The 26,171-nt window shown below is 71.5% G+C and carries 30 protein-coding genes and 1 pseudogene; 17 read left to right on the top strand and 14 right to left on the bottom strand.

Translation table 11 applies throughout. The annotated features are described in order from the left end of the window. Positions 1-115: 115 nt before the first annotated feature. Together I8N67_RS30005 and I8N67_RS30010 are read left to right on the top strand one after the other, a co-directional pair. Positions 116-961: a Scr1 family TA system antitoxin-like transcriptional regulator gene (locus I8N67_RS30005; protein ID WP_200307367.1), complete on the top strand. Its 846-nt coding sequence runs from the start codon at positions 116-118 to the stop codon at positions 959-961. Positions 962-971: 10 nt separating this feature from the next. Further along, positions 972-1,157, top strand: a complete 186-nt coding sequence (locus I8N67_RS30010) for a DUF397 domain-containing protein (protein ID WP_200307368.1) — start codon at positions 972-974, stop codon at positions 1,155-1,157. Positions 1,158-1,162: 5 nt separating this feature from the next. Here I8N67_RS30010 and I8N67_RS30015 read toward each other — a convergent pair whose 3' ends face one another. From I8N67_RS30015 to I8N67_RS30025, 3 genes are read right to left on the bottom strand one after another with little or no spacing between them, the layout of a single operon-like run. Beyond that, a complete protein-coding gene (locus I8N67_RS30015; RefSeq protein ID WP_200307369.1) occupies positions 1,163-2,017 on the bottom strand; it encodes a helix-turn-helix domain-containing protein in 855 nt (284 codons plus the stop codon). Positions 2,018-2,041: 24 nt separating this feature from the next. Next, complete coding sequence (locus I8N67_RS30020; RefSeq protein ID WP_200307370.1) at positions 2,042-2,569, bottom strand: DUF6879 family protein; 528 nt, start codon at positions 2,567-2,569, stop codon at positions 2,042-2,044. Continuing rightward, positions 2,541-2,801, bottom strand: coding sequence for a hypothetical protein (locus I8N67_RS30025; protein WP_200307371.1), 261 nt, complete (start codon positions 2,799-2,801; stop codon positions 2,541-2,543). Before I8N67_RS30025 ends, I8N67_RS30020 begins: the two co-directional genes overlap by 29 nt. 164 nt (positions 2,802-2,965) lie before the next feature. On the opposite strand from I8N67_RS30025, the gene I8N67_RS30030 reads away from it, so the two are divergent. Genes I8N67_RS30030 through I8N67_RS30040 form a run of 4 tightly spaced genes read left to right on the top strand, consistent with a single transcriptional unit; the run spans position 2,966 to position 4,702 of the window. Further along, entirely contained in the window at positions 2,966-3,166 is a 201-nt protein-coding gene (locus I8N67_RS30030) for a hypothetical protein (protein WP_200307372.1), read from the top strand. After that, entirely contained in the window at positions 3,163-3,390 is a 228-nt protein-coding gene (locus tag I8N67_RS30035; protein WP_200307373.1) for a DUF7848 domain-containing protein, read from the top strand. Before I8N67_RS30030 ends, I8N67_RS30035 begins: the two co-directional genes overlap by 4 nt. Before the next feature lie 39 nt (positions 3,391-3,429). Next, positions 3,430-3,561 carry a hypothetical protein gene (locus I8N67_RS44000; RefSeq protein ID WP_267912846.1) on the top strand — a complete coding sequence of 44 codons (132 nt, stop codon included), beginning with the start codon at positions 3,430-3,432 and terminating at the stop codon, positions 3,559-3,561. A 1-nt stretch (position 3,562) separates the two neighbouring features. Then, positions 3,563-4,702 (top strand): methyltransferase domain-containing protein, encoded by a 1,140-nt coding sequence (locus I8N67_RS30040; RefSeq protein ID WP_307835414.1) that lies wholly within the window; start codon positions 3,563-3,565, stop codon positions 4,700-4,702. 151 nt (positions 4,703-4,853) lie between these two features. Here I8N67_RS30040 and I8N67_RS30045 read toward each other — a convergent pair whose 3' ends face one another. Further along, positions 4,854-5,579, bottom strand: coding sequence for a hypothetical protein (locus tag I8N67_RS30045; RefSeq protein WP_200307374.1), 726 nt, complete (start codon positions 5,577-5,579; stop codon positions 4,854-4,856). Positions 5,580-5,884: 305 nt separating this feature from the next. Here I8N67_RS30045 and I8N67_RS30050 point away from each other — a divergent pair, with 305 nt between their 5' ends. After that, positions 5,885-6,232: a LuxR C-terminal-related transcriptional regulator gene (locus I8N67_RS30050; protein WP_200307375.1), complete on the top strand. Its 348-nt coding sequence runs from the start codon at positions 5,885-5,887 to the stop codon at positions 6,230-6,232. A gap of 347 nt (positions 6,233-6,579) precedes the next feature. Here I8N67_RS30050 and I8N67_RS30055 read toward each other — a convergent pair whose 3' ends face one another. Continuing rightward, positions 6,580-7,422 carry a hypothetical protein gene (locus I8N67_RS30055; RefSeq protein ID WP_234046519.1) on the bottom strand — a complete coding sequence of 281 codons (843 nt, stop codon included), beginning with the start codon at positions 7,420-7,422 and terminating at the stop codon, positions 6,580-6,582. A gap of 215 nt (positions 7,423-7,637) precedes the next feature. Between I8N67_RS30055 and I8N67_RS30060 the strand changes: the two genes are divergently transcribed. Next, positions 7,638-8,102 carry a cupin domain-containing protein gene (locus tag I8N67_RS30060; RefSeq protein ID WP_200307376.1) on the top strand — a complete coding sequence of 155 codons (465 nt, stop codon included), beginning with the start codon at positions 7,638-7,640 and terminating at the stop codon, positions 8,100-8,102. 47 nt (positions 8,103-8,149) lie between these two features. Here I8N67_RS30060 and I8N67_RS30065 read toward each other — a convergent pair whose 3' ends face one another. Next, positions 8,150-9,013, bottom strand: a complete 864-nt coding sequence (locus tag I8N67_RS30065) for a L,D-transpeptidase family protein (protein ID WP_200307377.1) — start codon at positions 9,011-9,013, stop codon at positions 8,150-8,152. After that, entirely contained in the window at positions 9,003-9,506 is a 504-nt protein-coding gene (locus I8N67_RS30070) for a SigE family RNA polymerase sigma factor (protein WP_200307378.1), read from the bottom strand. Before I8N67_RS30070 ends, I8N67_RS30065 begins: the two co-directional genes overlap by 11 nt. 113 nt (positions 9,507-9,619) lie before the next feature. On the opposite strand from I8N67_RS30070, the gene I8N67_RS30075 reads away from it, so the two are divergent. The 4 genes from I8N67_RS30075 (at position 9,620) to I8N67_RS30090 (ending at position 12,779) form a co-directional block, all read left to right on the top strand. Beyond that, the gene (locus I8N67_RS30075) at positions 9,620-10,630 is read left to right on the top strand and encodes a L,D-transpeptidase (RefSeq protein WP_200307379.1); all 1,011 of its coding nucleotides are present in this window, start codon (positions 9,620-9,622) and stop codon (positions 10,628-10,630) included. Between the two features lie 108 nt (positions 10,631-10,738). Beyond that, positions 10,739-11,350, top strand: a complete 612-nt coding sequence (locus tag I8N67_RS30080) for a hypothetical protein (protein ID WP_200307380.1) — start codon at positions 10,739-10,741, stop codon at positions 11,348-11,350. 95 nt (positions 11,351-11,445) lie between these two features. Further along, positions 11,446-12,018, top strand: coding sequence for a SigE family RNA polymerase sigma factor (locus tag I8N67_RS30085; RefSeq protein ID WP_200307381.1), 573 nt, complete (start codon positions 11,446-11,448; stop codon positions 12,016-12,018). Further along, positions 12,015-12,779 (top strand): hypothetical protein, encoded by a 765-nt coding sequence (locus tag I8N67_RS30090; protein WP_200307382.1) that lies wholly within the window; start codon positions 12,015-12,017, stop codon positions 12,777-12,779. Before I8N67_RS30085 ends, I8N67_RS30090 begins: the two co-directional genes overlap by 4 nt. Positions 12,780-12,784: 5 nt before the next feature. On the opposite strand, the gene I8N67_RS30095 is transcribed toward I8N67_RS30090, so the two are convergent. The 5 genes and pseudogenes from I8N67_RS30095 to I8N67_RS44005 form a co-directional block, all read right to left on the bottom strand. Next, complete coding sequence (locus tag I8N67_RS30095; protein ID WP_307835415.1) at positions 12,785-13,537, bottom strand: TIGR03943 family putative permease subunit; 753 nt, start codon at positions 13,535-13,537, stop codon at positions 12,785-12,787. Next, positions 13,534-14,395, bottom strand: a pseudogene (locus tag I8N67_RS30100) (permease). Before I8N67_RS30100 ends, I8N67_RS30095 begins: the two are co-directional and overlap by 4 nt. A gap of 209 nt (positions 14,396-14,604) precedes the next feature. Further along, entirely contained in the window at positions 14,605-15,948 is a 1,344-nt protein-coding gene (locus I8N67_RS30105; protein WP_200307394.1) for a helix-turn-helix domain-containing protein, read from the bottom strand. Positions 15,949-16,255: 307 nt separating this feature from the next. Next, positions 16,256-16,804, bottom strand: coding sequence for a Uma2 family endonuclease (locus tag I8N67_RS30110; RefSeq protein ID WP_234046528.1), 549 nt, complete (start codon positions 16,802-16,804; stop codon positions 16,256-16,258). A 208-nt stretch (positions 16,805-17,012) separates the two neighbouring features. Next, positions 17,013-17,135: a hypothetical protein gene (locus I8N67_RS44005; protein WP_267912847.1), complete on the bottom strand. Its 123-nt coding sequence runs from the start codon at positions 17,133-17,135 to the stop codon at positions 17,013-17,015. A gap of 103 nt (positions 17,136-17,238) precedes the next feature. Here I8N67_RS44005 and I8N67_RS30120 point away from each other — a divergent pair, with 103 nt between their 5' ends. The 3 genes from I8N67_RS30120 to I8N67_RS30130 all read left to right on the top strand — a co-directional run bounded on the left by I8N67_RS30120 (position 17,239) and on the right by I8N67_RS30130 (position 21,635). After that, positions 17,239-19,206 (top strand): YncE family protein, encoded by a 1,968-nt coding sequence (locus I8N67_RS30120; RefSeq protein ID WP_200307384.1) that lies wholly within the window; start codon positions 17,239-17,241, stop codon positions 19,204-19,206. Between the two features lie 214 nt (positions 19,207-19,420). After that, a complete protein-coding gene (locus I8N67_RS30125; RefSeq protein WP_200307385.1) occupies positions 19,421-20,161 on the top strand; it encodes a response regulator transcription factor in 741 nt (246 codons plus the stop codon). Between the two features lie 91 nt (positions 20,162-20,252). Continuing rightward, on the top strand, positions 20,253-21,635 hold the full coding sequence (locus I8N67_RS30130; protein ID WP_200307386.1) for a sensor histidine kinase: 1,383 nt from the start codon (positions 20,253-20,255) through the stop codon (positions 21,633-21,635). A gap of 241 nt (positions 21,636-21,876) precedes the next feature. Here I8N67_RS30130 and I8N67_RS30135 read toward each other — a convergent pair whose 3' ends face one another. After that, a complete protein-coding gene (locus I8N67_RS30135; RefSeq protein ID WP_200307387.1) occupies positions 21,877-23,046 on the bottom strand; it encodes a hypothetical protein in 1,170 nt (389 codons plus the stop codon). Between the two features lie 117 nt (positions 23,047-23,163). Continuing rightward, a complete protein-coding gene (locus tag I8N67_RS30140; protein ID WP_200307395.1) occupies positions 23,164-24,381 on the bottom strand; it encodes a PP2C family protein-serine/threonine phosphatase in 1,218 nt (405 codons plus the stop codon). A gap of 451 nt (positions 24,382-24,832) precedes the next feature. Between I8N67_RS30140 and I8N67_RS30145 the strand changes: the two genes are divergently transcribed. Beyond that, positions 24,833-25,135 carry a hypothetical protein gene (locus tag I8N67_RS30145; RefSeq protein ID WP_234046531.1) on the top strand — a complete coding sequence of 101 codons (303 nt, stop codon included), beginning with the start codon at positions 24,833-24,835 and terminating at the stop codon, positions 25,133-25,135. Between the two features lie 96 nt (positions 25,136-25,231). Next, positions 25,232-26,146, top strand: a complete 915-nt coding sequence (locus tag I8N67_RS30150) for a hypothetical protein (protein WP_200307388.1) — start codon at positions 25,232-25,234, stop codon at positions 26,144-26,146. The last annotated feature ends 25 nt before the right edge of the window (positions 26,147-26,171 follow it).

Consider the following 26,171-nt stretch of genomic DNA (forward strand, 5'->3'; position numbering starts at 1 on the left):
ACGACCGTAGCGTCTCACGCTGCTACGGTTCAACCCGTCTCGATAATTGCCCGGAACGATGTGCACGTTGCCCTCGCGACCGGCAAACTCAACAGTGATCGCCAGGAGGGACGACATGCCACCGAGGCCCAACCCGACCGCACGTCAGGTGCGCCTGGGCGCGGAGTTGCGCAGGCTGCGCGATGCCTCGGGTATCGAGTCCCGCGACGCCGCCGCGTTCCTCGGTACGAACCAGACCCAGATCAGCCACATTGAGGCCGGCCGGTTCGGCATCAGCGAGGAGCGGCTGCGCCGCCTCACCGGGTTCTACGCCTGCCGTGACGCCCAACTCGTGGACGCGCTGGTCGAGATGGCGAACCCATCACGCAGGAGCTGGTGGGTGAAGTTCCGCGGTCTCGTGCCACCTCGGGCACTCGACATCGCCGACTTGGAGCACCACGCCTCGTACATCCGCGCGTTCGAGGCCGTCCACATCCCCGGGCTGCTTCAGACCGCAGAGTACGTACGAGCGACCTCACTCTTCCTGGATCCGGACCGACCCGAGAGCGAGTGCGAGACTCATGTCGAGTTCCGGATGCGACGGCAGCATGTTCTCGCGTCCGGGACGCCGTACGACGTGATCATCCACGAGGCCGCACTGCGTATGCGTGTCGGCGGCCCCAAGATCACTCGCTCCCAACTCGAACACCTCCTGTGCACCTCGGAACAGGAGAACGTCACCATCCGGGTGATCCCGTTCACCGCCGACGGCTTCGCTGGGGCCGGTCTGTCCATGCAGTACGTCGGCGGTGTCATCCCCCCGTTGGACACCGTGCAGACCGACACTCCCCAGGGCGCCGTGTTCACCGACGCTCCGGCTCAACTACAACGCTGCCGGACCCGCTTCGAACGCATCGACAACGCCGCTCTGTCGCAGGATGCTTCGCTCGACCTCATCCGTCGTATCTCCCAGGAACTATGAAAGGGCTCCCGTGTCCCCGACCCTCCACTGGCAGAAATCCTCGTTCTCCGCAGCCGACGACGACAACGCCTGCGTCGAAATAGCCACCTCCCCCGCCACGCTCCATCTACGCGAAAGCGACCACCCCGTCACGGTCATCACCCCCGCCCCAGCCGCCCTCCACGCCCTGCTCACCGCGCTGAGGGGCACTCGGTAGCGGCGCTATCCGAGGGCTTCGATGGCCTTCAAGATCAGGGCGCGCGCCTCGGCGCCGTAGACGGCCATGGTGCGTAGCTCCTCGAACGCCTTCAGGTAGAGGGGGACCTCGGTGGGCTGGGTGATTCTTACGCCGCCCGAGATGAGCTCCACCTTCACGAGCTTGTCGTCAAAGATGTGGAAGGTCTCCTCGGGCCATCGCGTCCGCTCAGGTGTCGCCATCGGGATGATGCCCAGCGAGACCGCTGGCAGTGCGCCCGCAGTGAGCAAATAGCCCAGCTGGGCGGCCATCACGTCCGTGTCGCCCAGCTGGTAGCGGAGGACGGCCTCCTCGATGAGGAAGACGAACCGGTGTCCTGGCTCGTGGATGACGCGGGACCGCTCCACTCGGGCCCGCGCTGCTTCTGAACTGTCGTCGACGGCAAGGTCGCCCACGCGAGCCGCGATGCCGAGCACAGCGCTCGCGTAACCCTCGGTCTGAAGCAGTCCAGGAACAAGGGTGGACGAGTACACACGGAAGAGCCGGGTTTCGCGGTAGAGCTGCACCCGGCTGTCCTGGAAGTCCTTGAGCCCGTTGCGGATCTGGAGACGCCACTCCCTGTACATCAATTCCGCGTTGAGGGACTGGGTGATGAGGTCCTGAGCCTGGTCTTCAGAGTGGGTGGCTCGGCACCACTGACGTATGTCCTTCGCGGAGGGCCCAGTGACAGCGTTCTCGATGCGAGAGGTCTTCGAGTAGTGCCAGCTGCACGCGGCGGCCAACTCAACGACCGTAAGCCCCGCTTCCTTCCGCAGGTCATGCAGGCGTCTGGCGACAGCCTCCCGCGCGGCCTGGGCGGAGGAAGACGGGGAAACGGGCATGAACTTGCCTACCGGTGCCGTTGGTCAGCGGATCTCGTACTGGTCGTGCGGAATGGCCCGAGCCCATACGGCCTCGAACGCCTCCGCACACAGTTTCGCAGCCGCCGGGTCGTCGGACGTCTCATGCAGAGCTGAGGCACCGTCCCCTGTGAAGTGGTTCCAGCGGATCAGCCGGTCATCGAACAACCAGAAGTCGTTTCCTGGCAGCGCGATGTCCGAGGCTTGGCGACGGGGCAGCCAGCGCACCTGTTCTCCGGCCGCGATGTTGGTGAAGGTGCCCGAGTGCTCGAAGCGGATGTAGTCGGTGACCGGTTCGGACACGATTCGGGCCCGGCATACAACCACGCCGCGCGCCACGGTCTCCTGCATCAGGTCCAGCCATGGTCGCCACCAGGCCTCGCGATCAGCTGGATCGAGACGGAACCCGTTGCGCCAGGCCGCGAACTCCTCCTTCTCCTGGTCCACCCCGTAGACGTCACGCATCTCCAGGTGCACAGCCGAGCGAGTGCAGCCTGCGATCAACTCATCGAACGGTGGGGCACTCGACGGCATCGCACGCCTTCCTGATCATGTCGACCATCCTGGCCGGAACGCGGATCACTGCTTCATGGCCGGGAATCCCCTTCGCATGTCCCGGCACCTCGAACGCGGCGCACTCCGCCGCCAGTTCGGGATCCGGTTTCCAGCCCTGAAAGACAAGCTCCTTCCTCTCTTGATCGACCCACACTGTTGGACTGTCGTCATTGCCGGTATCGGGATCAATACCGATGAACAGGATTGGCATGCCAGCCCCCTTCGACGAGATGTGCAGACTTTTGCAGAACAGTGACGGGCGATCAGAAGCCAAGTCAAGGACAGAAAATCGCCATCACCTGGCCTGAAGACATAGTCCGCAAATTTCTGCACATCACTTGAGCCCTCGGCATCCCCCGCCCCACCCTCATCCCCATGCAGCAGACGACCCCGTCCCCACCCGTCCATCTCCCCCTCCCACCCCCACCCCCGAAACCGGCCCCCGGCTGCGACATCTGCGCCGCCCTCGTCCGGCAGCGCCAGGACGCCCGGGACCGTGGTGACCTCTCCGCCGCGACGGACGCCGACGTCGAGATCCGGAACCATCCGCACCGGGCGAGAGAGGGGCGGCGGTGACCCGGTCCGTGCTGCGGTACGTGACGCACCGGATCGAACAGCAGCCGGGCACCGCCGTGACGTTCGAGGCCGAATGCCTGACGCTGACGTGCGATTGGACGGCGACCCCCTCGACGGACGGCGCGGCCGTGGACGTCGACTGCATGAGGCACACCGGCAGGACGGAGCACGGCGGTTTCCGGCGGGTGTGCGTCTCGTTCGCTCTGGTGGAGCGGGCGGAATAGGCCGCCCTGTACCCCTGACAGCAGCCCGAAGGAGGAGCGATGCACCCGGAGTTCAGGAACGTCGGTGGCGGCGAGGGTGGCGACAGTGGTGACCCGCTGCCCGGTGAGCCCTGGCCCGTGCCGCCCGAGCCGCCGTCTCCCGATGGTGGGCCTCGGGTGATCGGCTGGTGACGTGCCCCCCAACAAGACATCGGCCTCGGACTGGGCGCCCGCCTTCGCCGCCGTACCCCGGTCCGCGTTCCTGCCCGACGTGATGTGGCCGTTCGACATGGACACCGGGCGGAGTGTCACCGTGGGCAAGGCGGACGATCCAGAGGCGTGGCGGGCGTACGCGGACGCCGATGTGCCGATCGTGACGCAGTGGGACGACGGCGAGGGCGACGGGCTCGACCCCGGGCGTCTGGCGACCAGTTCGGCGAGTATGCCGAGCGTCGTGTTCTCCATGCTCCGGGACCTGGACGTACGGCCGGGTCATCGCGTGCTGGAGATCGGCACCGGGACCGGCTACAACGCGGCCCTGCTCGCCCACCGGCTCGGGGTGGCCGATGTGGTCAGCATGGAGGTCGACGGTGGCGTGGCGGCCACGGCCCGCGCGGCGCTGCGGCGGTTCGGGATGCCGGTGGAGGTGGTCACGGGGGACGGGTTCCTCGGGCACGTGGCCGGGGCCCCGTACGACCGGATCATCGCCACCTGTGGGCTGCGGGCGATTCCGTACGCGTGGGTGGAGCAGGCGCGGCCGGGTGGCGTGATCGTCGTTCCTTGGGGGACCGATTACGTCCGGCAGGACGCCGTGGTCCGGCTCGTCGTCGACGACGACGGGGCGCGCGCGTCCGGCCGCTTCACCGGGCCCGTGGAGTTCATGAAGCTCCGCGCGCAGCGGCGGGCCTGGCCACGGCACGGCGACTACGTCCCCGCAGAGGGCGTCGCCGGCGCGGGTGTTTCGTCGACGACCACTCTCGCCGAAGGCGACTTCGTACGGGACAGGTTCGACGTGTTGCGCTTCGCTCTCGGGCTGCGGGTTCCCGCGTGTCTGTGCGCGGTGGCGGACAAGCGCGACGGGGTTCGGCCGGTGTGGCTGTACGGGCTGTCCGACCGCTCCTGGGCCTGTGTGCTCTTCCGCGAGGGGAGGTCCACGGCGACCGTCCATCAGGGGGGACCGCGCCGGTTGTGGGACGAGACGGAGGCTGCCCATGCCTGGTGGAAGGAGCGGGGCGAGCCCGGCTTCGAGCGGTTCGGCCTCACTGTCGGCGCCGACGGCACACGTGCGTGGGTCGACGAGCCGTCGGCGTCCTGGCCGGTCCGGGGCGGCTGACCGGTGGCCCCCTGAACCACGGAACGCACCGGCGCGGCACCCCCCGGCTGGGGTCGGCCCTGACCAGGGTCCGGAGGGATGCCGCGCCGTCCCCGGGAGGGACGGGCTCCCGCCGGGGGAGGGCGGGGAGCCGCTGCCCGGGGGAGGAGGCTCAGCCGTGGATGAGGTGGGCGGTCCAGGTGTTGACGTGGCCGGTGACGGCCTGGTCCTTGACCACGGCCTTGCCGACGGCCTGGACCTTCGGGGTGGCCTTCCAGGTGACGTCGGCGCGGGCTATGCCCTTGACGGTGGCCTTGACCGGGCCGCCCTTGATGGCGACGGCGGCGTTGACGTTGGTCACCTTGGCGACGGCGCGGGCGCTGCGCTGGACCTTGCCGTTGACGATCTTGTAGCTGAGGGTCAGCTTCTCGGTGGTGACCGGGATGCCGTAGATCGTCTCGGTCGCGCTGTAGGAGACCGCGGTGGCGCCCTTCGCGTTCTTCGTGGCGGAGACCGCGTGGACGAACTTGACGTCCTTGTTGAACGGCGTGACGGTCTTCACCGGGCGGTTGAGGCTGCCCTTGAGCTGCTTGAAGAGGGACGCGTAGATCTTGCCGTTCTGCAGGTAGCCGACGAACTTGGCCTGCTTGGCGGCCGGCAGCGCGGTGAAGCTCTTGAGGGTCTGCTTCGCCTCGGGCGTCTTCTGCGCCTTCAGATAGGCGACGTAGCTCTTGACCGTCAGCTTCGCCGGCAGCTTCGCGGCGGCCTGCGCGGCGACCGTCCGGGTGGCCTGGTGCGAGTCGGCCTCGTTGGCGGACGCGGCCGGGGCCAGTACGGCGAGTGCCGCCGCTCCCGCTACGGCGGCGGTGGCGAGACGGCGCGTGGTGACGCTGTGCACAGTGTTCTCCCTGCGGTTGAAGTGCCTTGGAGTGCCTTGGAGTGCCTTGGAGTGCCCTGAAGCGATCTGAAGTGGCCTGGAGTGCCTGGGGGTTCTGCCGGTGCGCACCAACGAGGCTAGGGATTCTCTGTGTTGACCGAAATTGTCCCTTGGGGCAGTGACCTCCAGGGATCCCCCTCTGTGACGTGGCCGTGTCATTTCAGGGGTGCTCTTGTCAGTAGCGGACGCTAAGTTGGGGGGTAGATCGCCGCCGCACCCGGGGCACGGGGCTCTGTCGGGAAAGCGGCATCGGGAAGGGCCGACCAATGAGCAAGAGGTCTGACGTAGGAGACACGGCTTGCGCCTACCGGCGCACGGGCGCCGATCCGGTTCGGGACATCAGCAGGCTGAAAACGCTGACGGACCGGGAGAAGGAAGTCCTCCTTCTGCTGGGCACGGGGCTCGGCAACCGCCAGCTCGCACGCGAACTGGGCATCGCGGAGCGGACGGTGAAGGCGCACGTCGCGCGCATAGTGGAGAAGCTGGAGCAGCAGACACGGCTGCAGGTCGCCGTGCTCTCCGTCCTCGCCCACGAGCTGCTCTGCGCCGATCCGCGGTGCGCGTGCGGTTCGGCGGCGCCCATGTCCCGTCTCGTCGGGGCGCCCGCGGGCTGAGCGCCGGCTGCCGGACGCCCTTCCAAGGGGGTCTCGCAGCGCAGGATTTGATGTTCACTTGTGGAAATCTTGACCATTCGCAGAAGTGCGGGTCCGGTCGGGTCCACCGCCAAATCCTTCGTCGGTTCAGCGAAAATTCGTCAACGATCCAAGCGGTTCGAGCGACTTACGGGGTGAATGTGAACATGAGTGGAGCCTTTCGATAGACGGTGAGGGAGGGGCCCGTCGTACGGCGGGCCCCTCCCCACGCCGGCGATACGCCCGCGATACGCCCGCAATCCAGGACGGCGCCGGGCGGTCTCGCGACGTCTCATGGGGAGGTGTTCCCCAGGGCACTGCCCCAAAGGTCAGCGGCCGGCACGGGTCCCCCCGGACGGTGAGGCCTCCGAGGGCGGCCTCTTTTCCGGCTCCCTCTTCCCCGGCTCCCTCTTCCCCGGCTCCTTGTCGAGGAGGGCCTTCAGGCGTTGCGCACCCGCTCGCGCCGCCTCCCTGGTGGCGGCGTCGTCGATGCCGTAGAGGCCGCCGTGGGTGAGGAGGGCGGCGGTGTCGCCCACGCGTACGGTGGCGAGGTCGAGGGTGAGGGCGCCGTCCTCGCCGTCGACGTCATGGCTGACGGTCAGCCGCAGCCCCTGCCGTGCGTCGCCGATGCCGCCGGGGAGCTCGACGGGGACGACCTCGGCCGCGTGCTCCTCTCCCTGGACGCCGGTGATCGTGAACTCCCGGCATTTGTCGGCGAGTTGACCGAAGTGGTCGAAGCGGGCGTCGACGTCGGCCTTGTCGTACACGCCGACCTGGTAGCGCAGCTGGGCGCCGTACTCGTCGTCGTCGAAGCCGGTGACGGCCGTGCCGCCCTTGGGTTCGCCGAGCAGGTCCTCGGCGTACACCGCGTCGAGGAGTTCCTGACACTCGGGGAGGTCGGTGCGGCCCTTGAGGAGGCCGTCCCGCCAGGTCGCCGCGCCCTGCGTGCCGGACCAGGCGCCGCCGAGGTCCCCCTGACGGAGCAGCGCGCTCCTGGCCCGGGCGTCGGTGAGGGCGGGCGTGGGCGAGGCGTGGGCCGTGGTCTCCTCCACGACGGCGGCCTCGGGGAAGCCGCGCGGGCGCCCGGGATCCTCCACCGCACAGGCCGCCGCCGCCCCCGCGAGCAGCCCGACGCCCACGACCCGAGCGAGAACACGGTACGGACGACACATGGTGGAGCCTCCCGAGAGCACGACGTTTCCGCTCCTACGCCAGCACAACCCGGGGCCGGCCACCAGCGCACACGGGCGTACGGGCGACCGGCTCCCCCATACGGCGCCGCCCGCGCCCCACGCCGGTGCACCTCGCACCCCCTCCACCCCGGTCGCCCCTTTCACCACCCCTTGCGCACTTTCGGCGGGAATATGCGCCATGGTCGGCTGTCGCCATGGAGATCGAACTGGAACCGACCGAGTCGGAACGAACCCGTCCGGAACGAACCGAGCCGCAGCGGACCAGGGAAGCCCGGGAATGTGTCGTCGTCCGCGCCGGGGGCTACGACGGGCGTCAGGGCGGTGCCTTCGCGGCGGGGATCAGCATGCAGACGGCGGGGGCGCGCGCACTGTGCCTGCACCGGCTGCGGCTGCCGCCCGGCACCCGGGGACGGCCGCACATCCACCGCGGCCATGAGTCCGCGACCTACATCGCCGCCGGAGCGGTCGAGGTCTGGCACGGGCCCGGCCTGGCCTTCCACCTGGTCCTGACCGCCGGTGACTACATCTACATCCCGCCGGACACGCCCCACCTGCCCGTCAACTCCGGCCCCGACGAGCAGGAGGGCGTCCATCTCATCGAGCTGCCGGCCCACCTGACCGACTCGGTCGGCCCCATCCCGGTGGCCGCACCGGCCTGAACGCGCCGTGATCGCAAGGGACTTGGCGGACTTGGCGGACTTGGCGGCTATCCGGCCGAGGTCGGGGTCGGGGTCGGGGTCGGGGTCGGGGTCGGGGTCTCCGCCGGCGTCGGTGCCGAGCCCGTGATCTCCACGACCGCGCCCTTCGCCAGCCGCTCGTACAGCCACCGGGCGTCGGCGACCCGCAGGCCGATCCAGCCGGAGGTGGAGTCGTAGGCGCCGGGGGCCTCCTCGGAGAAGGTCTGGGCGGCGATGAAGGTCGAGCCCGGGGCCACACTCTCCGCCACGCTCGGCCTCGGGCTCACCGTCGTCGGCTGCCGCGCATCGCTGTCCGTCGTACGCGAACCGCTCACGTCACTCGGATCGTCCGCACCATCCGCCGTTTCACTCACCCCGCCGGTCTCGCCGGCCTCGCTCGCCTCGCCCGTCTCACCCCCCTCGTCCGCACGGGCAGGAGTCAGCCGCAGGACCCACGTCACCTTCAGCTTGTAACCGTCACCGAAACCCACCGTCGTACCGGACACCACCATCGCCTCGGCCTTGGCCGTGACGGTCATCCGGCCCGTCGGCGTCGGGGACTTGAGCGTGCCGGAGGTGAGGGACAGTTCGCGGCCGTCGACGCTGAGGATCCGGCGGGTCAGGTCCACCGTGGCCACGGGCGCGGCCTCCGTGGCGCTGGGGGTGGAGCTCGCGGCCGGGGACGTGCGCCGATCGGTGCCGTGGGCGGCGAGGTTCAGCGTGAGGAAGGCGGCCAGCGCGGTGGCCACGCAGCCTCCGGCGACGGCGGCGGTCGTACGGCGACGGTGCCGGCGGCGTCCGGCGGTGGCGCGGACGTCGGCGCCAGACACGGGCGCGGGCGTCTCGGCGGTCTCGGCCAACTCGCGTAGCCGGACGGTGAGTTCATCGGACACGGCCGCCCTCCCTCTCACCCTCGCCGGGGGCCAGTTCGCGCGCCAGCGCCGCCCGGCCACGGGACAGCCGGGCCTTGACGGTACCCACGGGCGCACCGGTCTCGGAGGCTACCTGCTCGACACTCAAGTCGCACAGATGGTGCAGAACCACCGCCATGCGCTGTGGCTCCGGGAGCCTGCGCAACGCGTCGACGAGCATCGCGCGCTGCGGATCGGGTCCCGGCGTGTGCTCCGGGGGCGGGGTGCGGCGCACCAGCTCCAGCCAGCGGCGCGCCCGGCGCCAGCGGCTCACCGCGAGCCGCATCGCCACGGTCCGGATCCAGGCCTCCGGCGCCCCCTCCGCGAGGAAGTCCCGCCGCCGGTCCCAGGCCCGTACGAAGGCCTCCTGCACCACGTCCTGCGCCTCGCCGTGGTCCCCCGTGAAGGCGTAGAGCTGGCCGGTGAGCCGGGGGAAAGCGGCGGCGTAGAACGCGTCGAACTCTTCCTCCGTCATGCCCCTGCCGTTGTCCGAATTCCCTTGTACCGCCATGCAACCCGGTCGCCCCCGTCGTGCGTACAGGTCCCGTACGTACGTCGGACATCGAAACACATCGCTGGGGGAAGACCATGAACGCGAGGAGAAGAACCACAAGAACGAGGGCCGGGGGGCTCGTCCGGGTGCTCGCCGCCGCGGCCGCGTGCACGTTCACGCTCGCGCTCGCGCTCGCCGGCTGTTCGGGGAGCGGGGAAGGGGTGCGGGTCGAGGGGCCGAGCGGGATTCCGCGCGCTCAGGCCGAGGCCGACGCCAAGACAGAGGCCGATGTCGACGCCGACGCCGCCGCCGACGCCGTGGACGTGGACGTGAAGCCGCGCCCCACGCCGCTGAAGACCCTGGCCGGGGCCCGCGTCAACATCGCCGAAGGGCAGACCGTGGGGGTCGGCATGCCCATATCCGTGACCCTGGAGCGGCCCGTCCCGGTGGCCGACCGAGCTGAGTTCGAGCGGCAGTTGAAGGTCGGCACGGACCCCGGGACCGAGGGCTCCTGGAGCTGGGTCAAGGACCGCGCCCTCGCCGACGGACAGCGCGTCGACTTCCGTCCGCGCGCCTACTGGAAGCCCGGTACGAAGGTCACCGTCCAGGCCGGCGCGGGCATCACCCGGCACTTCACGATCGGCCGCTCGCTGATCGCCACGGTCGACGTGCGCGAGCACACCATGACCGTGGTGAAGGACGGCTCGACCCAGCGCGTCCCGATCACCGCCGGCGCGCCCGGCATGGACACCTGGAACGGCACGATGGTCGTCTCCGACAAGCAGCCCAGGGTGTTCATGGACTCCCGCTCGGTCGGCTACGGCGACTCGTACGCCGACTGGTACTCGTACGCCGTCCATCTGACCGCCTCCGGCACCTACCTCCACCAGAACCCCAAGGCCAACACGTACGCGGGCCGACAGAACGTCACCCATGGGTGCGTCGGCCTCGCGGACGACGGGACGGCGAAACGGTTCTACGACCAGGTCATCGCAGGGGACGTGGTGAAGGTCGTCGGGTCCGAGGAGACCGTGGCCGTGGGGAACGGGTACGGCGACTGGAACCTCGGCTGGAAGCGGTGGGTGGCGGGCAGCGCGCTGCGGTGATCACCCACGAGGAAGCCGGAAAAAGTCGGCGGCCGGTGTCATCCATCCGGTACGCCGCCCGCGTTCTCAGGAGTGTCAGACCAACACACCTACGGGGGTAGTCCGTTCATGAACAACGCACGGATACACAAGTACGTCGCCGTCGCAGCGCTGACCACGCTGCTGGCGGGGGTGCCGACGATGTCGTACGCCGTCTCGCGGGGGGAGACGGCGCACGGCGTCAAGGCAGCGGCGGTGGGGGCTGAGGCAGAGGTGGCGGCAGCAGAGGTGGCGGCTGTGGCCAGGAAGGCGCCGACGCCGCGCATCGTCGCGCCCGGTCAGCACGTCGTCGCCGCGCCCGGCTTCGAGCTGTGGCTCACGGCCGAGGGCAAGCACTGGGTGGATCCGGACCTGCCCGGCGACGAGCAGTTCCGGAGCGTGGTCGACGGCAACATCGACCCGACCCGGCCGGGGGTGTCGCTCCAGGCGAGCGGCTTCGAGGGGCGCTACTACCTCTCCGGCCTCTACTACGGCGGCAAGGGCACCGCCTCCCGCGTGGAGATCCGCACCAGCACGGGCACGGTCCGCGGCAAGCTCATCGAGCTGGCCGGGAAGCCGGGCTGGGGCGTCTGGTACGCCACCACGCCGCTGCCCGCGGGGGACACCGGCGAGGACTTCCTCCGCGAGGTCACCGTCCACGACACCAAGGGCCGCGTCTACGCCGAGCTGCCGTTGCGATGAAGTGCTCGTGCGGGTGGGGGAGTTGATCACTCCCCCACCCGCACGGCACGCTCCCCCGTTCCCGTTCCCGTTCCCGAGCCCGAGGACCGTCGTCCGTGCCGCACGAGAATCCCGGATCACCAGAGGCCGGCGACTTCGCCGCGTACGCCACCGCGGCCTGGCCCCGCCTGGTGCGGACCGCGCACATGCTGACCGGGGACTTCCACGAGGCCGAGGACCTCGTACAGACCACGCTGGCGAAGGTGTACGCCCGCTGGCGGCGCATACCGCGCGACGACGTCGACTTCTACGTACGGCGCTCGCTGGTCAACAACAACATCAGCCGCGTACGGAAGAGACGCGTGGCCCATCTGCTGACGCCGTTCCTGCCGGAGCGGGTGCACGAGCGGCAGGCCGGGCACGCCGGGTCCGTCGCCCAACGGGCCGCCGTCACCCAGGCGTTGGCCGCGCTGTCGGCGCGGCAGCGGTCCGTGCTGGTGCTCCGTTTCTGGGAGGACCTGAGCGAGAGCGAGATCGCCGATCTGCTCGGCTGCTCGCTAGGCACCGTCAAGACCCATGTCCGGCGCGGCCTGACGGCCCTGCGCGCACACCCCGTGTTCGACCACGGTTCTCCCTCTCGCCCGTTCACCCCGGCGCCCCCCTCGCCCGTCCCCGGAGCCCGCCCATGAACCACCCGACCGGAACCGGTGAACAGGACATCGCGGGGCAGCGGCTGCGCGAGGTGTTCGCCGACGCCGCGTACGACTTCGCGCCGCCGCCGGTACCGCTGGAGGCGATCGAGCGCGACGGCCGCAGGCGCAGGGCGCGCCGCCGGGCCGCCGTGCTGAGCACCGGCTGCGGACTGCTGCTGCTGCCGCTCGTGGTGCTGGCCTTCCGCCCCGACGGGCCCTCCTCGTCCGTCCGGCCGATGGCACCGCCGAGCCCGAGCGGCACCCCCTCCTCCACCCCGTCCCCGTCCCCGCCCGCCGGGAAGGTGCGGGTCCTCTCGCCGGGCGAGCGGGTGAGTGTCGAGGGCGGGACGGAGCTGTGGCTGACGACGGAGGGCAAGCACTGGCAGGATCCGCCCCCGGAGCCGGGCGTGGCCGGCATGCAGGAGTTCCGCAGCGTGGTCGACGGCAACCTCGACACCGGCGAACCGGGCATCACGATGCAGGGCTCGGGCTCCGCCGCCGACGGCTACGTCCTCCACGGTCTCTTCTACGGCGTCCACTCCGCCGCCACCCGGGTCGAGGCGACGACCTTCGACGGCGAGACCGTCAACGGCACGGTCCTGCGTCTGAAGGGCAACACCAGCTGGGGTGTCTACTCCGTCTTCGTGAAGGTCCCCGAGGAACTCGCGCGCTCCCTCGACTTCAGGGACCCCGTTCACCAGGTCACGGTCTACGACGCCGCCGACAGGGTGATCGCGGAGATGGACTTCAGCCTGTGACGCCCTCACCTCTTCTCGTACGGGTTCTCCGGCTGGGCCACCCGCTTCACCGACCCGGCGTCCAGTACGGGGGGCCAGGCCTTCTCCGAGCCCAATGCGCCCTCGGGGTGCCAGGTGCCGGTGACGGTGATCCAGGCGTCGGCGGTCGGGGCGTCGGCGTCCCTGATCTCGACCTTGTACGGGCTGGCGTCGGCCGCGCAGCAGGAGACGAGGAGGCGGGTGAGGTACCAGGTGCCGTCGTCCCCGTGCGTGACGAAGCCGGTCATCCGGACCGTACGGCCCTTCAGTGACCGCTTGCTGTCGTAGATCGCGCGGGACGAGAACTCGCCGAGGGTCAGCTCGACCGGGTCCCCCTTCGCCAGCGCGGGGAACGTGCCGACGCCGCGCGCCGCGTACTCGGCGGCCTCCCGGTCCGCGCTGTACGAGCCGAGCGCCGGGGGCGGGAAGAGCAGCAGGACGAGCGCGGGCACGGCGAGCAGCCAGGCGACGCGGGGGCCGCCGGGGCCGTGCGCGTGGTCCTCGTCGGCTTCGTCGGCTTCGTCGGCCTCGTCGGCCTCGTCGGCCCGGAGTGTCCGCACCCCGGCGACCACCCCCAGCACCACCAGCACCACACCGGACACGATCAGGAACGGCCTGAGCCCCGGCTGCACGTACCGCAGATACAGCTCGCTGAAGAGGGAGATGCGCAGGACGGCGGCGCCGGAGAGGAGCAGGAGGACGGTGGGGCCGTACGCCCGCGACGGCTTCGTGGGCCTCACAGCAGCCACCACCCCACGAGCGCACTGCTCGTCACGGCCACCACCCAGGTCACGGCGGAGAAGCGGATCGCGAACGCGCGTCCGAAGGTCCCCGCCTGGAGTGCGATGAGTTTCAGGTCGACCATCGGGCCCACCACCATGAACGCCAGTCGCGCGGTCGGCGAGAAGCCGCTGAGCGACGCGGCGACGAACGCGTCGGCCTCGCTGCACACGCACAGGACGACGGCGAGGGCGGCGAGGAGGAGGACGGACAGCCAGACGGAGCCGGTGAAGACGTCCAGGAGGGAGCGCGGTACGACGATGTTGAACGTGGCCGCCGCGGCCGCGCCGACGACGAGGAAGCCGCCCGCGTGCAGGAAGTCGTGCTGGAGGCCGGCGGCGAAAGGCGCCCCAGCCGCCTTTCGCCTCGCTCGCCCCCGTACCCCGCTTCGGCAGCCGCAGCCACTCGTCCCGCCCGAACCGCACCCACAGCCAGCCCATCACCACGGCCGTGGTGAGGGAGGCGACGAGCCGGCCGAGGACCATCAGCGGCTGGCCGGGGAAGGCGACGGAGGTGGCGACCAGGACCACCGGGTTGATCGCGGGGGCGGACAGGAGGAAGGCGAGGGCGGCGGCCGGGGCGACTCCGCGCCGCATCAGGCTCCCGGCCACCGGCACGGACGCGCACTCGCAGCCGGGCAGTACGACACCGGCCGCGCCCGCGACGGGGACGGCGAGCGCCGGGTTGCGCGGCAGCAGCCGGCTGAAGACCCGCGCCGGTACGAAGGCGCCGATCGCCGCCGACACGAGCGTGCCGAGGAGCAGGAAGGGTACGCCCTGGACGACGACCGCCGTGAAGACGGTCCACCAGGCGGCCATGGCGGGCGTCGCGAGGTCGAGCGCGAGCACCGGGCCGAGGACGGAGGCGACGGTCGCGATGGCGATGAGGGCGGTCCCGCCGAGGACGGCGTGGAGGAGCACGCGCACGACGAGCCGTACGCCGTCGACGACGCTCCTGGCTCTGCCCTTCCGCGCGCTCTCCACGTGCGGGAGGCTGGCCAGCGGGGCTGTGCGCGGCCCCGGAACCGTCAAAGAGGCGGCTGTGCGGGCGCCGGTCCGAGTGTGGTGGTACCGGGGGCGGTGCGGTGGCCGAGGCCGGTGCGGTACGCGTCGAGCGCGGCCTCCACGCGGCCGCCCCTGCGGTACAGGTCCCCCAGCAGCCGGCACAGATCGGCCAGGTCACCGGCGGCCCCCGCCCGCTCCAGCAGACTCAGCGCCCGTACATAGTGTTCCTCGGCGGCGTCCGGGTCGCGGGCGTCCTCGGCGATGATGCCGAGGAGGCGGTGGGCGGCGGCGGAGTGCAGGGCACCGCGTTCGGAGTTGAGGTCGCTGAGGACCTCGCGGAGCAGCTCGGCGGCCTCGTCGGACTTGCCCCGGCGGTGCAGGACGTCGGCGAGTTCGACGGCGACCTGGCTGGTGTAGAGGACGGCGCGCTTGGCGGAGAGCATGCGGCGGGCCTCGCGCAGCTCCTCCTCGGCGCGTTCGTAGTCGCCGTTCTGGGCGTGGAGGTAGCCGCGCATCCAGTGGCAGTTGGCCAGCTCGGTACGGATCTGGAGCTGCCGGTACAGCTCGGAGGCCTTGGCGAGGGAGGCGTCGGCCTCGGCTGTCCGCCCCTCGGCGATCATCGTGCGGGCGACGGAGCGGTGCATACGGGCGACGAGGGCCGGGTCGCCGGACTGCGGGGCGAGGGCGAGGGCCAGCTCGGCGGCCTGCGCGGCGCGGGCATGGGCGCCCATGTCCATGTAGGGGGCGATGACCCCGGTGTAGAGGAGGAGCAGCGCGTCCGGGTCGTGCATGCCGGTGCGGTTCAGCTCGTCGAGCGTGGACTCGTAGAGGTAGCAGGAGTAGCGGAGTTCACCGGCGAGGTAGTGGGCGACCGCGCGGCCGCGCAGGGCGGGTACCCGGGCCGGCAGCGGGGCGTCCCCGAGCCGCTGTTCGGCCTGCTCGAAGCGGAGCTGGGCGTTCTCCAGATCCCCGGTCTCCAGGGCGCATTCGCCGAGCCCGAGCAGCGCGTCGGCCTGCTCGGCGATGAGCCCGTACTCCTCGGCCTCGGCCAGCACGACCGCGAACCCCTCGGCGGCGGCCTCCGTGGCGCCGATGGCGAGGGTGCGCTGCGCACCGGTCAGCCGCAGCCGCAGCTCGGTGGCCAAGCCGGCGGGGCGGCCGGTCGCCAGCTCCTCGTACCCGACGCCCAGCCGCTCGGCGATATGCCGCAGCGCGGGTTCGGAGGCCCGCACCCGCCCGGCCTCCAGGGTCGAGATGTACGCCGGGGTGTACACCGGTTCCGCCAACTGCCGCTGCGTGAGGCCCTGTTCCGCCCGCAGTCGCTGCACCCTGCGCCCGATGACTACGGGGTCGTCACGCTCGGCCATACCTGCCATGACGTAAGCATGCCAGTAAGCCCGCTTATGCCAGCCGCTTTACCCCAACTCCCCAACGCACTCTTGCCGTTGGCAGGCCAAAGTCTTACGTTGAGCGACGCGTCAAGCACACTTGATGAGCCGATTCAGCCACTGTCGGCAGCCGCCCCCGCTGTCGCCGTAGCCGCTGCGAGGTCCCCATGATCCGAGACCTGCTCACCCGCCACGCCCGCTCCGTCACGGCCGCGCTCCTCGCGATCGCCGCGCTGATGACCGTGGCCAACGCCCTCCCCCGCTGACCCGGCCCGCTTCACTCCGCTCAGAACTCGGCGGTGTCCAGCTCGAACCCGAGGGGGGCGGGCAGGGGCACGGCCAGCCCCATCTTGTGCTTGGCACCCTTGGCGTACTCGTCACCGGACGGCTCCGAGTACACGGTCACCTGGCCCTCCTCCCGGTCGATGAGGAGGTAGACGGGGATACCCGCCCGGGCGTAGCCGCAGATCTTCTTCTCACGGTCGCGGTCGGCCGTGCTGTCGGAGGTGACCTCGGCGACGAGGAGGACGGGGGAGGGGTCGTGCCACTCCTCCTGGTCGCCGAAGCTTCCCTTGGGGGCGATGACCAGGTCAGGGACGACGTGGCCTGTCGCGGAGGAGCCGGGGACGGTCAGGCCGATGCCGGTGTAGTTACGCAGAGACCGGTCGCTGCGCCGCTCGGTGACCTGGTCAGCGACCTCGGACACAATCTCCTCATGTTCCCCGTTGGCCGGAGGTGTCACGCAGATCTCCCCTTCGATCAGCTCCACGCGCCAGCCCTCGGGGGCCGCCGCACTGAACAACTCGAAGGCCTGCTCCACGCTTACGCCGCCCATGGCCAAGGGCTCCTCGTACTCGCCGTCAGGATCGTCGTAGGGACCGTAAATGTACTCGCCCTGGTACCCCGGCATGATGATCGGCTCCGCCGTCGCCATGTCAGACCTCCGTTCGCTCAGCGCGACGTTCTCAGACTAGACCGGAAGCCCGCACAAGGAATCCGGAGCCGTTCACTCGAACGAGCGTGCTGTTACGTTTCTGTGCGGGTCACTGAGCGAGCGCGTCGGCGGTGGCGCGTACGAAGGCCTCCGGGTTGTCCCGCATGACGTTGTGGCCGCAGGCCGGGATCGAGTTCTCCACCACCCCCTGTGACCCTCTTGTCAGTTGCATGACCTAGTCTTCGCACACGCGTCACACGCGCCCCACAGGTCGAACACACCGGCCCCGCGCGACGACGCCCCACATTTCTTTCGTTCCGGGGGGTTCGAAAACCGTGCGTATCCGCACTCTTCCGGCTGCCACCGCGCTGGCAGTCCTCTTCAGCTCGGCGGCGCTCGCCGTCGCACCGGCGGCCTCCGCCGACAGCACCACGCTCCTGCCGGTCGCGTCGACCGGCGACATCGTGGTGGACGGCGTCCACCAGCGGGTCTTCGTCAGCGACCCGCACAACGGCAAGATCGTCGTGACCGACTTCAGCGGCACGGTCGTCAAGCAGCTGACGGACCTGCCGGGCGTCCAGAGCCTGGAGCTGTCGGCCGACTCGGGCACGCTCTACGCGGCCGTGCGGGACGCCGACGCGATCGCGGTCGTCGACACGGCGACCGAGACCGAGTCCGCCCGCCACCCGGTCGGCGACGCCCCGGTGGGCGTCGCCGTCGCCGGCGGCAAGGTCTGGTTCGGCTACGGCGCGTCGGCCGCGGGCAACCTCGGCTCGCTGGACCTGTCCGGCGAACAGCCCGTGGTCACCCTCGACCAGGACACCACCCGCCTCTGGTACAACGCGCCGGCCCTGCACACGGTCCCCGGCACGGACACCCTGGTGGCGGGCGAGAACGGCGGCAGCAACGTGGCCGTCTACGACGTCTCGTCGGGCACCGCGAGCCGTACGGCGACCGCGGCCACCGGCGGCTCGAACATGCAGGACTTCGCGGTCACCCCGGACGGACAGCGCGTCGTGGTGGCCGGCGGAGCCCCGTACCACCACCAGGTGTTCAAGACCTCCGACCTGACGCCGGACGGCACCTACGCCAGCGACGCCTACCCGAACTCGGTCGCCATCGCGTCCGACGGCACGGTCGCGGCGGGCATCGACGGCATCTACGAGCCGGACGTCTACGTCTACAAGCCGGGCGGCACCACCTCGGTCCGGGAGTACGACTTCCCGAACACCGGCGGCAGCGGCGGCGGCGACGAGCTGCCCGACGCCGGCCTGGCCTGGGCGCCGGACGCCTCCCGGCTCTTCGCGCTGACGTACAACGACGAGGGCGTGTACTCGCTGCGCGTGCTGGACGCCCCCACCAAGGCGGCCACCGAGATCACGGTGAACGCCCCGGCCACGGCCACCCGCGCCAAGCAGCTCACGGTCAAGGGCGAGGTCACCTCGAAGGCGGCCCTCCCGGCCGGCACGAAGCTGACGGTCACCCGCACCGACGTGGAGTCCCCGTCCGGCAAGGCCCTCGCCCCGGTGACGGTCGCCGCCGACGGCACCTACTCCTTCGCCGACACCCCGCCGGCCGGCGGCAAGGTCACGTACACGGTGCGCTACGCGGGCGACGCGGAGCACCACGCCGCGTCCGCCGCCGACACCGTCGAGGTCTCCCGCGCCACGACCACGCTGACGCTGGACAAGAACCGCAAGGTGTACGCGTACGGCGCCGACGTGAAGTTCACCGCGCACCTCGGCAAGACGTACAAGAACCGCAAGGTCGAGATCTGGGCCGACCCGTACGGCTCGGACAAGCCGAACAGACTGGTGAAGTCGGGGACGGTGAACTCCTCGGGCAATCTGTCGGTCACCATCGACCTCAAGCGCGACACCAAGCTCTCGGCGAAGTTCACGGGCGACGCCCGCTACAAGGCGAAGACGGTCACCAACACCGTCTACACCAAGGTCAGGGTCTCCACGACGATCAAGGGTCACTACACGACCAAGTCGGCCTGGAATCAGAAGTACCACTACATCCGCAAGTCCAAGGACCCGGTCTTCACGACCACGATGACGTACTACCCGAAGCGCGAGCAGCGTCTCCAGCTCCAGGCGTACTACCAGGGCGCCTGGCGGGACGCCGGCTCCCAGTACTTCCCGCTCGGCTCGGCCGGCGTGTCCCAGATCACCCTGACGGGCACCCCCACCACGGGCATCCGCTTCCGGGTGCGCTCCGAGTACCACGACACGACCTCCGGCGACAACGTCAACGCCACGACGTACGGCGGCTGGAAGTACTTCATCTTCACCGAGTAGCGCGGCGGACCGGATCGGACGCCGCGGCTGGACGAACGCTGCCGGGCGCGGCCCTCTTGGGGCCGCGCCCGGCGGCGTTCATCCATGTCCGGGGGAGGAACGAGTGATTCCGAATGATTTCGAAACCGCTCTCCCCTACCTGCCGGTACGTGTGACGATACGGCTGCCGATACTTGAGACCTCAATCGAGGTCACGGTCACAAAGGAACAGGACATGACCACCCCTGTGCCCGCAGCCCCTTCATCCCCCTCAGCTGTCCCGTCGGCCGGCACCACCGGGCGCCTCCTCGTCGTCGACGACGAGGAGGGCATCCGCTCCATGCTCACCATGGCGCTGGAGTTCCTCGGCTACCGGGTGACGTCCGCGAGCACCGGCCGTCAGGCGCTGCAGGCCGTCACCCGGTACGACCCCGAGCTGATCCTCCTCGACGTCAACCTCCCCGACCTGAGCGGCTTCGAGGTCTGCCGCACCCTGCGCGACCGGGGCAACGCGGTGCCGGTGCTGTTCCTCACCGGGCTCGGCGGGGTCGACGACCGGGTGCGCGGGCTCGACATGGGCGGGGACGACTTCGTCAGCAAGCCCTTCGAGTTGAAGGAGATCGCCGCCCGGGTCCGCGCCCTGCTGCGCCGGTCCGGCGGCGGCCACCCCGCGCCCGACCGCAACCGCCTGCGCGCCGGCGCGGTCCAACTGGACACCGACGCCCACCAGGTCTGGGCCGCCGGCCGCCCCGTCGACCTCACCACCACCGAGTTCGCCCTCCTGCGCTACCTCATGGAGAACCCCGGCCGCGTGCTGTCCCGGGGCCAGATCCAGGAACGCGTGTGGAACCACCGCGACGAGGGGTCCGGCGTCGTCGACACGTACATCTACTACGTGCGGCGCAAGCTGGGTGAGCCTGGGCAGTCCCTCATACGAACCGTGCGGGGAGTTGGCTACCAACTGTGCGCGAACTGAGCGATCACGGCCGGGCGCCGGGCCGGATACGGGGCCGAGCACGAGGTCGAGTACGGGGCCGGGTCCCCGGCCAAGTGGACGGGCCGGTCGGATGAGCGGGTTCACCGGGCTGAGCGACAGCATCAAGGCCGCCGGGCTGCTCGCACCGGGTGACACGAGTGCGCCGCCCCGGCGCCCCCTCCCGCCGCCCGTCGAGCAGCCGATCCGCCCCCACCACACCGGCCAACGCACCGTCGGCTTCTGGCTGATCGCCACCCTCGCCACCCTCGGCGCGGTCGCCGCCCTCTCCGCCCACACCCTCGCCCAGCACCTCGCGGCCCGCACCGACCAGGAGATAGCGGCCTTCAGCGGCCTCGGTCTCGCCGGCCCGCCCACAGCCGCCGACTCCACGGCCACCTACTCCCCGACCACCGGCTCCGCCGCGTCCGCCCCGCCCCTCGACGAGAACTGCCTCGTCCTCGTCCTGGACGCCGACGGCAGGGTCATGGAGAGCCACCCGGGCTCCGACCGTCTGCCCGCCTTCCCCGCGCTCGCGCCCGACCGGCTGAAGGCGTACGCGGCGCGGACGAGCCCCTCGGCGTTCGGGGAGAGCTACCGCGCGCAGGTGGTGCGCACGGCGCGGGCGGGCCGGAGCCGGGAGGGCAGCTATGTCGTCACGGCGCGGTCGACGGCCGCCGACCGGCGGGCGGTCGAGCGGCTCCTGAAGGTGGAGACCGCCGCCGCGCTCCCGCTCCTCGCCACGGTCCTCGTCGGCGCCCGCAGGCTCGGCCGCCGCGAACTCCGGGAGCGTGCGGCCGCCGAGCGGCGACTGCGTGAGTTCATGGCGGCCGCCGGGCACGAACTGCGCAACCCGCTGACCACGATCTCCGGTTACGCCGAACTCGCCCGGGTCGGCGACCCCGCGTACGAGCCGATGCGGCAGGAGGCGCTCGGCCGGATCACCACCGAGGTCGGCCGGATGACCACGATGATCGACGAACTCGTGCTGCTGACCCGCCTCGATCTCGGCCAGCCCCTGCAACTGACCTGTGTGGACCTGGCCCAGCTGTGCCGGGACGCCGCCACCGCGGCCCGCGACTGCCATCCCGAGCACCCCGTACGGCTGCTCCTCGCCCCCGGCGACCACACGGTCACAGGCGACCCGCTGCGGCTGCACCAGCTGGTCGCCAACCTGCTGAACAACGCCCGTGTGCACACCCCGCCCGGCACCACCACGACGCTGGGCCTCGGCACGGAGGACGGCTACCGGGTGATCGAGATCATGGACGACGGCCCCGGAATCCCGCGCGAACTCCGCGCCCGCCTCTTCGACCCGTTCGTCCGCGGGGAGGAGACGAGGGCCGCCGGCAGCGGGCTCGGCCTCAGCATCGTCACGGCCATCGCGACGGCCCACGGCGGCATGGTCACGCTCGAACCGTCCCAGCCGTCCCACCAGGGCGCATGGTTCAGGGTGCGGATTCCGGCCCCCTCGTAGCCCGAGGGTTGGAGAAGGGGGCGGTTTTTGCCGTTGATTGGCGAGATTCTGATCATTCTCTGATCAAGCTCCGATCCATTCCGCAGCTACGCCCGCTTAAGTGATCAACGTGCGGTGTCCACCACATGTACCGACGGTGAGGCCCCGCACAACTCCCCTCCGAGGTCGGCCCGGCATTCGCCCTGATCGACGGCTCATCGATCTAAGACGAACGGAACGACGGCTCATCGGCCCGGCTCGACTAACCGGGCACGTGCTGGGCCGACCTCAACTCCCCGAACCCCGGCCGCAACTCGGCCAGCCGCTGCCGCACATGCTCCGGCGCCCCGGCCCGCCCCGGCACCCGGCCCCGCAACTCGGCCAGCACCGTGCCCAGTTCACGGGCCCGCCCCGCGTCCTCGACCAGCCCCCACTGATGGTGCGCCCGGTCGACCGCCGCTTCGACAGCCGGGTCCCGCACCGGCTGCCCCGCCGCCAGCCGCGCCTGCGCCACCCCCATCCAGGCCTCGCAACTGCGCGCCGCGTCCCCCGCGAACATCGCCAGATCCGCCCGCACCTCCCGCCAGTGCAGCACCTGCGCCGACCCGGCCCCGAACTCCCGCAACGCCCCCTGCTCCCACCGCGCGGCGAGCGCGGCGGCCTCGGAGTGCCGCCCGGCCTCGACGGCGGCGGTGATGGCGGTGTGGGGGTCGTGATCGGCGGCCGGGGGCGCCGCCACCCCAGGGCGGGGAGAGGCGGAGGCCGGACCCCCGAGAGGGCCGCCCGCGCGGGGCGGCGCCGCCGCGTCCCGGGCCAGCAGCAGATCGCCGTACCCGGAAGCCCCCGTGCGCGCGAGCACCTGCTCGTGCAGCGCGCCCGGTGCCGGCCGCTGCCCACTGCGCAGTATCGTCGCCAGCGCCTTCATGTACGCCGGCACGGCCACCCCCCGCCGGGCGCCCGCCGGCGGCGCGATCCGCCCGTACACGCTCACGCCGGGACCGAGCGTGGGCGGGCGCCCCGCCAACTGCCGCCAGACCTCGGCGTCGGCGTGCAGATCGACGAATATCGTCGTCGAGCCCGGCGTACGCAGGCGCAGTTCCTCCACGACCCAGTGCCAGGGGAACGCCGTGTAGCGGACGGTGGCCGGTGTCGTGCGCGCCAGCGCCAGATGCACGAGCCGCTGCTTGCGGTCGAGCTGGAGCTGCCCGGTCAGGTAGACGGTGAGCGGTCCGGGTGCGGTGGCCGCCGCGCGCAGCCGGGTCAGGACGGCCTGCGGCTCCAGCGGGTCGGCCAGCTCGACAACGTTCGCCGTGCCTGTGCCCGACAGCACCTCGGGCGTGACGGCCGCCAGGACGGGAAGCACGGAGGCCGCGTCCACCAGACACCCCTTGCCCATGGGTGAGGCCGCGAGCAGCAGCACTGTTCCGGACATCGTTCCCTCCCCATCGATCACGTACGCCAGTCAGCAGCACGGTAACCGCTGCGCGTGCAAAGGGGGAAAGGAGCGCTCACTTCGGGTCGGACGGGCGGCGGCGCGGGGGCGGCCGGCTCATGGCGGCGCGGGGGCTCGGACGTGCGGGGTGCGGCGTACGGCGAAGATCGTCGTGTCGTCGTCGAGGCCGCCCCCGGTGTGGGCGAGGACGCCGTCGCGGACGAGCCGGACCAGCGACGCGGGGTCGGTGGCGCGCGGATCGGCGGCGAGCGCGCGGGCGAGGTACTGGCGGAGCGGGAAGAAGACGCCGCCGCCGTCACGGGCCTCCGTCACCCCGTCGGTGACCAGGAGCAGGGTCTCGTCGAGGGCGAGCCGGACGGTGGCGGTCCGGTGTGCCTGCGGCGCCAACTCGTTGAGCCCCAGCGGGAGTCCGTCCCCCAGGGGCAGGGCCCGTACGCCGGTGGGGGAGACCACGAGCGGGGGTTCGTGACCGAAGTTGATGACGTCCACGGTGACCGCGCCGAGCCCGGTGAGGTCCGGCCCCCAGTCGGTCCGCTCGCTGCGCAGCTGGGGGAAGTCGAGCAGGACGGCGGTCGCGAAGCGTTCGGCGTCGTCGCGGCCGACGTGCGCGCAGTAGCGCAGGTGCCGCACCATCCGCGTCTCCAGCCGCTCCGCCACGGTGGCCGGCGCGGGCTCGTAGTAGGCGGCCTCGCGGAACGTGCCGAGCAGCACGGACGCCGCCTCCACCGCCGTGAGCCCCTTGCCCTGGACGTCGCCGATGAGGACGCGGGTGCCGTGCGGGCTCGGCTGGATGTCGTAGAAGTCGCCGCCCACCCGGGCCTCGCTGTCGGCGGCGAGATAGATCTCCGCGTGGTCGAGGCCGCCGACGTCCGGCGGCAGCTGGCGCAGCAGGATACGGCGGGTGGTGTCGACGACGGCCCGCATGTGCAGCATCCGCTCCTGCCCGCGCAGCCGCACCGCGCAGGCCGGCACCGACAGCACCCCGCCCAGCGCGACGAGGACGAAGTCGGGCAGCCCGGTGCGGTACTGGTGCGGCCAGGAGTTGTCGCCCACGACGTACAGGAGCATCGCGAGCGCCGCGAACACCGCCGTCGTGCGCACCCCGCAGAACGCCGCGGCCGTGCCCGGCACGAGCACCAGCCATGAGATGACCCGGAAGTCGCCGCTGGTGGCCCAGTCGAGCACCGGCACGGCGAGCAGCACCACCAGCGGCGGCAGCCAGGCGATGCCGCGCCCGCGGACCCGTAGCGGCTGCTGCCGCTCGACGGGGTCCGGCTCCCGGCGCGCACGCGGCATCGGCATCCGGATCCGCATGAGCCACAGCGAAACACGGCCGAACGCGGGCCGCATCCCGACTTGCCAGCGGCCCTCGCCAGGTGTGCCCTGGTAGTCGGGGCGGAAGGGAAGGAGTATTCCCATGGCTCAAGCGGCACCCACTCCGGGCAGGCCGGGGATTCCTGACAGGTCGGCCACGCGGGACGGGTCGGCCGCCACGCGCGACGGGTCGGCCGCCACGCGGGACGGGTCGGCCGCCACGCGCGACGGGTCGGCCGCCACGCGCGACGGGTCGGCCGCCACGCGCGACGGGTCGGCCGCCACGCGGGACGGGTCGGCCGCGACGCGGGACAGGCCGACGACCGTCGGCGGCAGGCCGGGAGGCCCGGCCGGGGGCGCGTCCGATGTCTTCGGCGAGCGCGCCCACACCCTCACGCACTGGGCCCTGCCCCCGGCCCTCGGCCTCGTCTACGGCTACTGGGCCGCGGCCATGGACCGCGACGCCGGCCCCATCACCGGCTGGAACCTCCTCTTCGGCTTCGTGACCGCGTTCGTGTTCGCGGCGCTCTTCCTCGCCGTACAGACCGTCGCGCCGCGTCTGCGCCGCGAACCGCACGCCCTGCTCTGGGCCGCGTTCGCGGGCTGCGCCTTCGGCTTCCTCTACAGCCAGGCGCCCCAGCACAGCGTGCTCCGCTCGGCGGTCATGTCCGCCGGCATCGCGGCGGCGGTGTTCGCGGTGGCGTTCTACCGGTACTACACGCATGAGGACGCTCAGGGGCACCGAGTGGGGTGATCCCTCCCCCGGCCCGTCCCCGTTCGGCTTGTGATGTGGGGCCATTCGCAGGCACCCACCGCGCGAGCGCGGCGGGCCGGGGGCTTGCCTGAAGGGGTGTCCCGACGCGTCCGCGGCCTCCTGTCGGCCGTGCTCACCGTGCTCGCCTGCCTGCTCGCGCCGGTGGGCGCGCTGGCCGCGTGGGCGACGTACGAGATCGGGGACCGGGCACGGTACGAGGCGGCCGTGGGGCCGCTGGCCGGCGACCCGGACGTACGGGAGGCGCTCGCGGACGCGGTCGCCGCCGGGGTACTGCGCGAGGTCCGGGTGGGGCCGCCGCTGCGGGAGCCGGTGCGGGACTTCACGCACGACGCGGCGCGCTCCTTCACACAGACGGAGGCGTTCCGCATGGCGTGGCGCGCGGCGAACCGGGCGGCGCACGACGCGGTGCTGCGCGCGCTGCGCGAGCGGGGCTCCGGCAGCGGCGAGGGCCGCCCCGTGCTGCTCGACCTCGCGCCGGTCGGCGAACGCGTCAAACGTCAACTCGCCCGTGACCATGTGCCGTTCGCCCATCGCATCCCGGTCGCCCGCACCGAGGTCACGGTGCTGACGGCCGAGGAACTGGTCCAGCTTCGGAAGGGGTACCACGTGCTCGAAGTCGCCGCGTTCTGGCTCCCGGTCGGCGCGCTCGCGCTGGCCGCCGTCGGCATCCTCGTCGCGAGCCGGCGCCGCCGCGCCGTCTGCGCGACCGGCCTCGGCACGGCCCTCAGCGGCGCCCTCCTGGGCCTCGCCGTGGCCCTGGGCCGCCACCTCACCCTGACCGACCTCCCCCCGGACGTCTCCCCGGCCGCCGCCGGCGCCGTCTACGACGCCCTCACCGCCACGCTGTACACCGTCACCTGGGTCCTGGTCTCCCTGGGCACGACCGTGGCCGCGGCCGCCTGGCTGGCCGGCCACCACGCGCGACGCCGCCGGGCATCGGCGCCGCCCACGCCGACGCCGACGGAGGAACCGACGCGGGTGCGCGCTTGAGGGGCCGGGGGGGGTGGTCCGTGAG

The organism is Streptomyces adelaidensis, from assembly GCF_016598475.1.
Lineage (GTDB): Bacteria > Actinomycetota > Actinomycetes > Streptomycetales > Streptomycetaceae > Streptomyces > Streptomyces adelaidensis.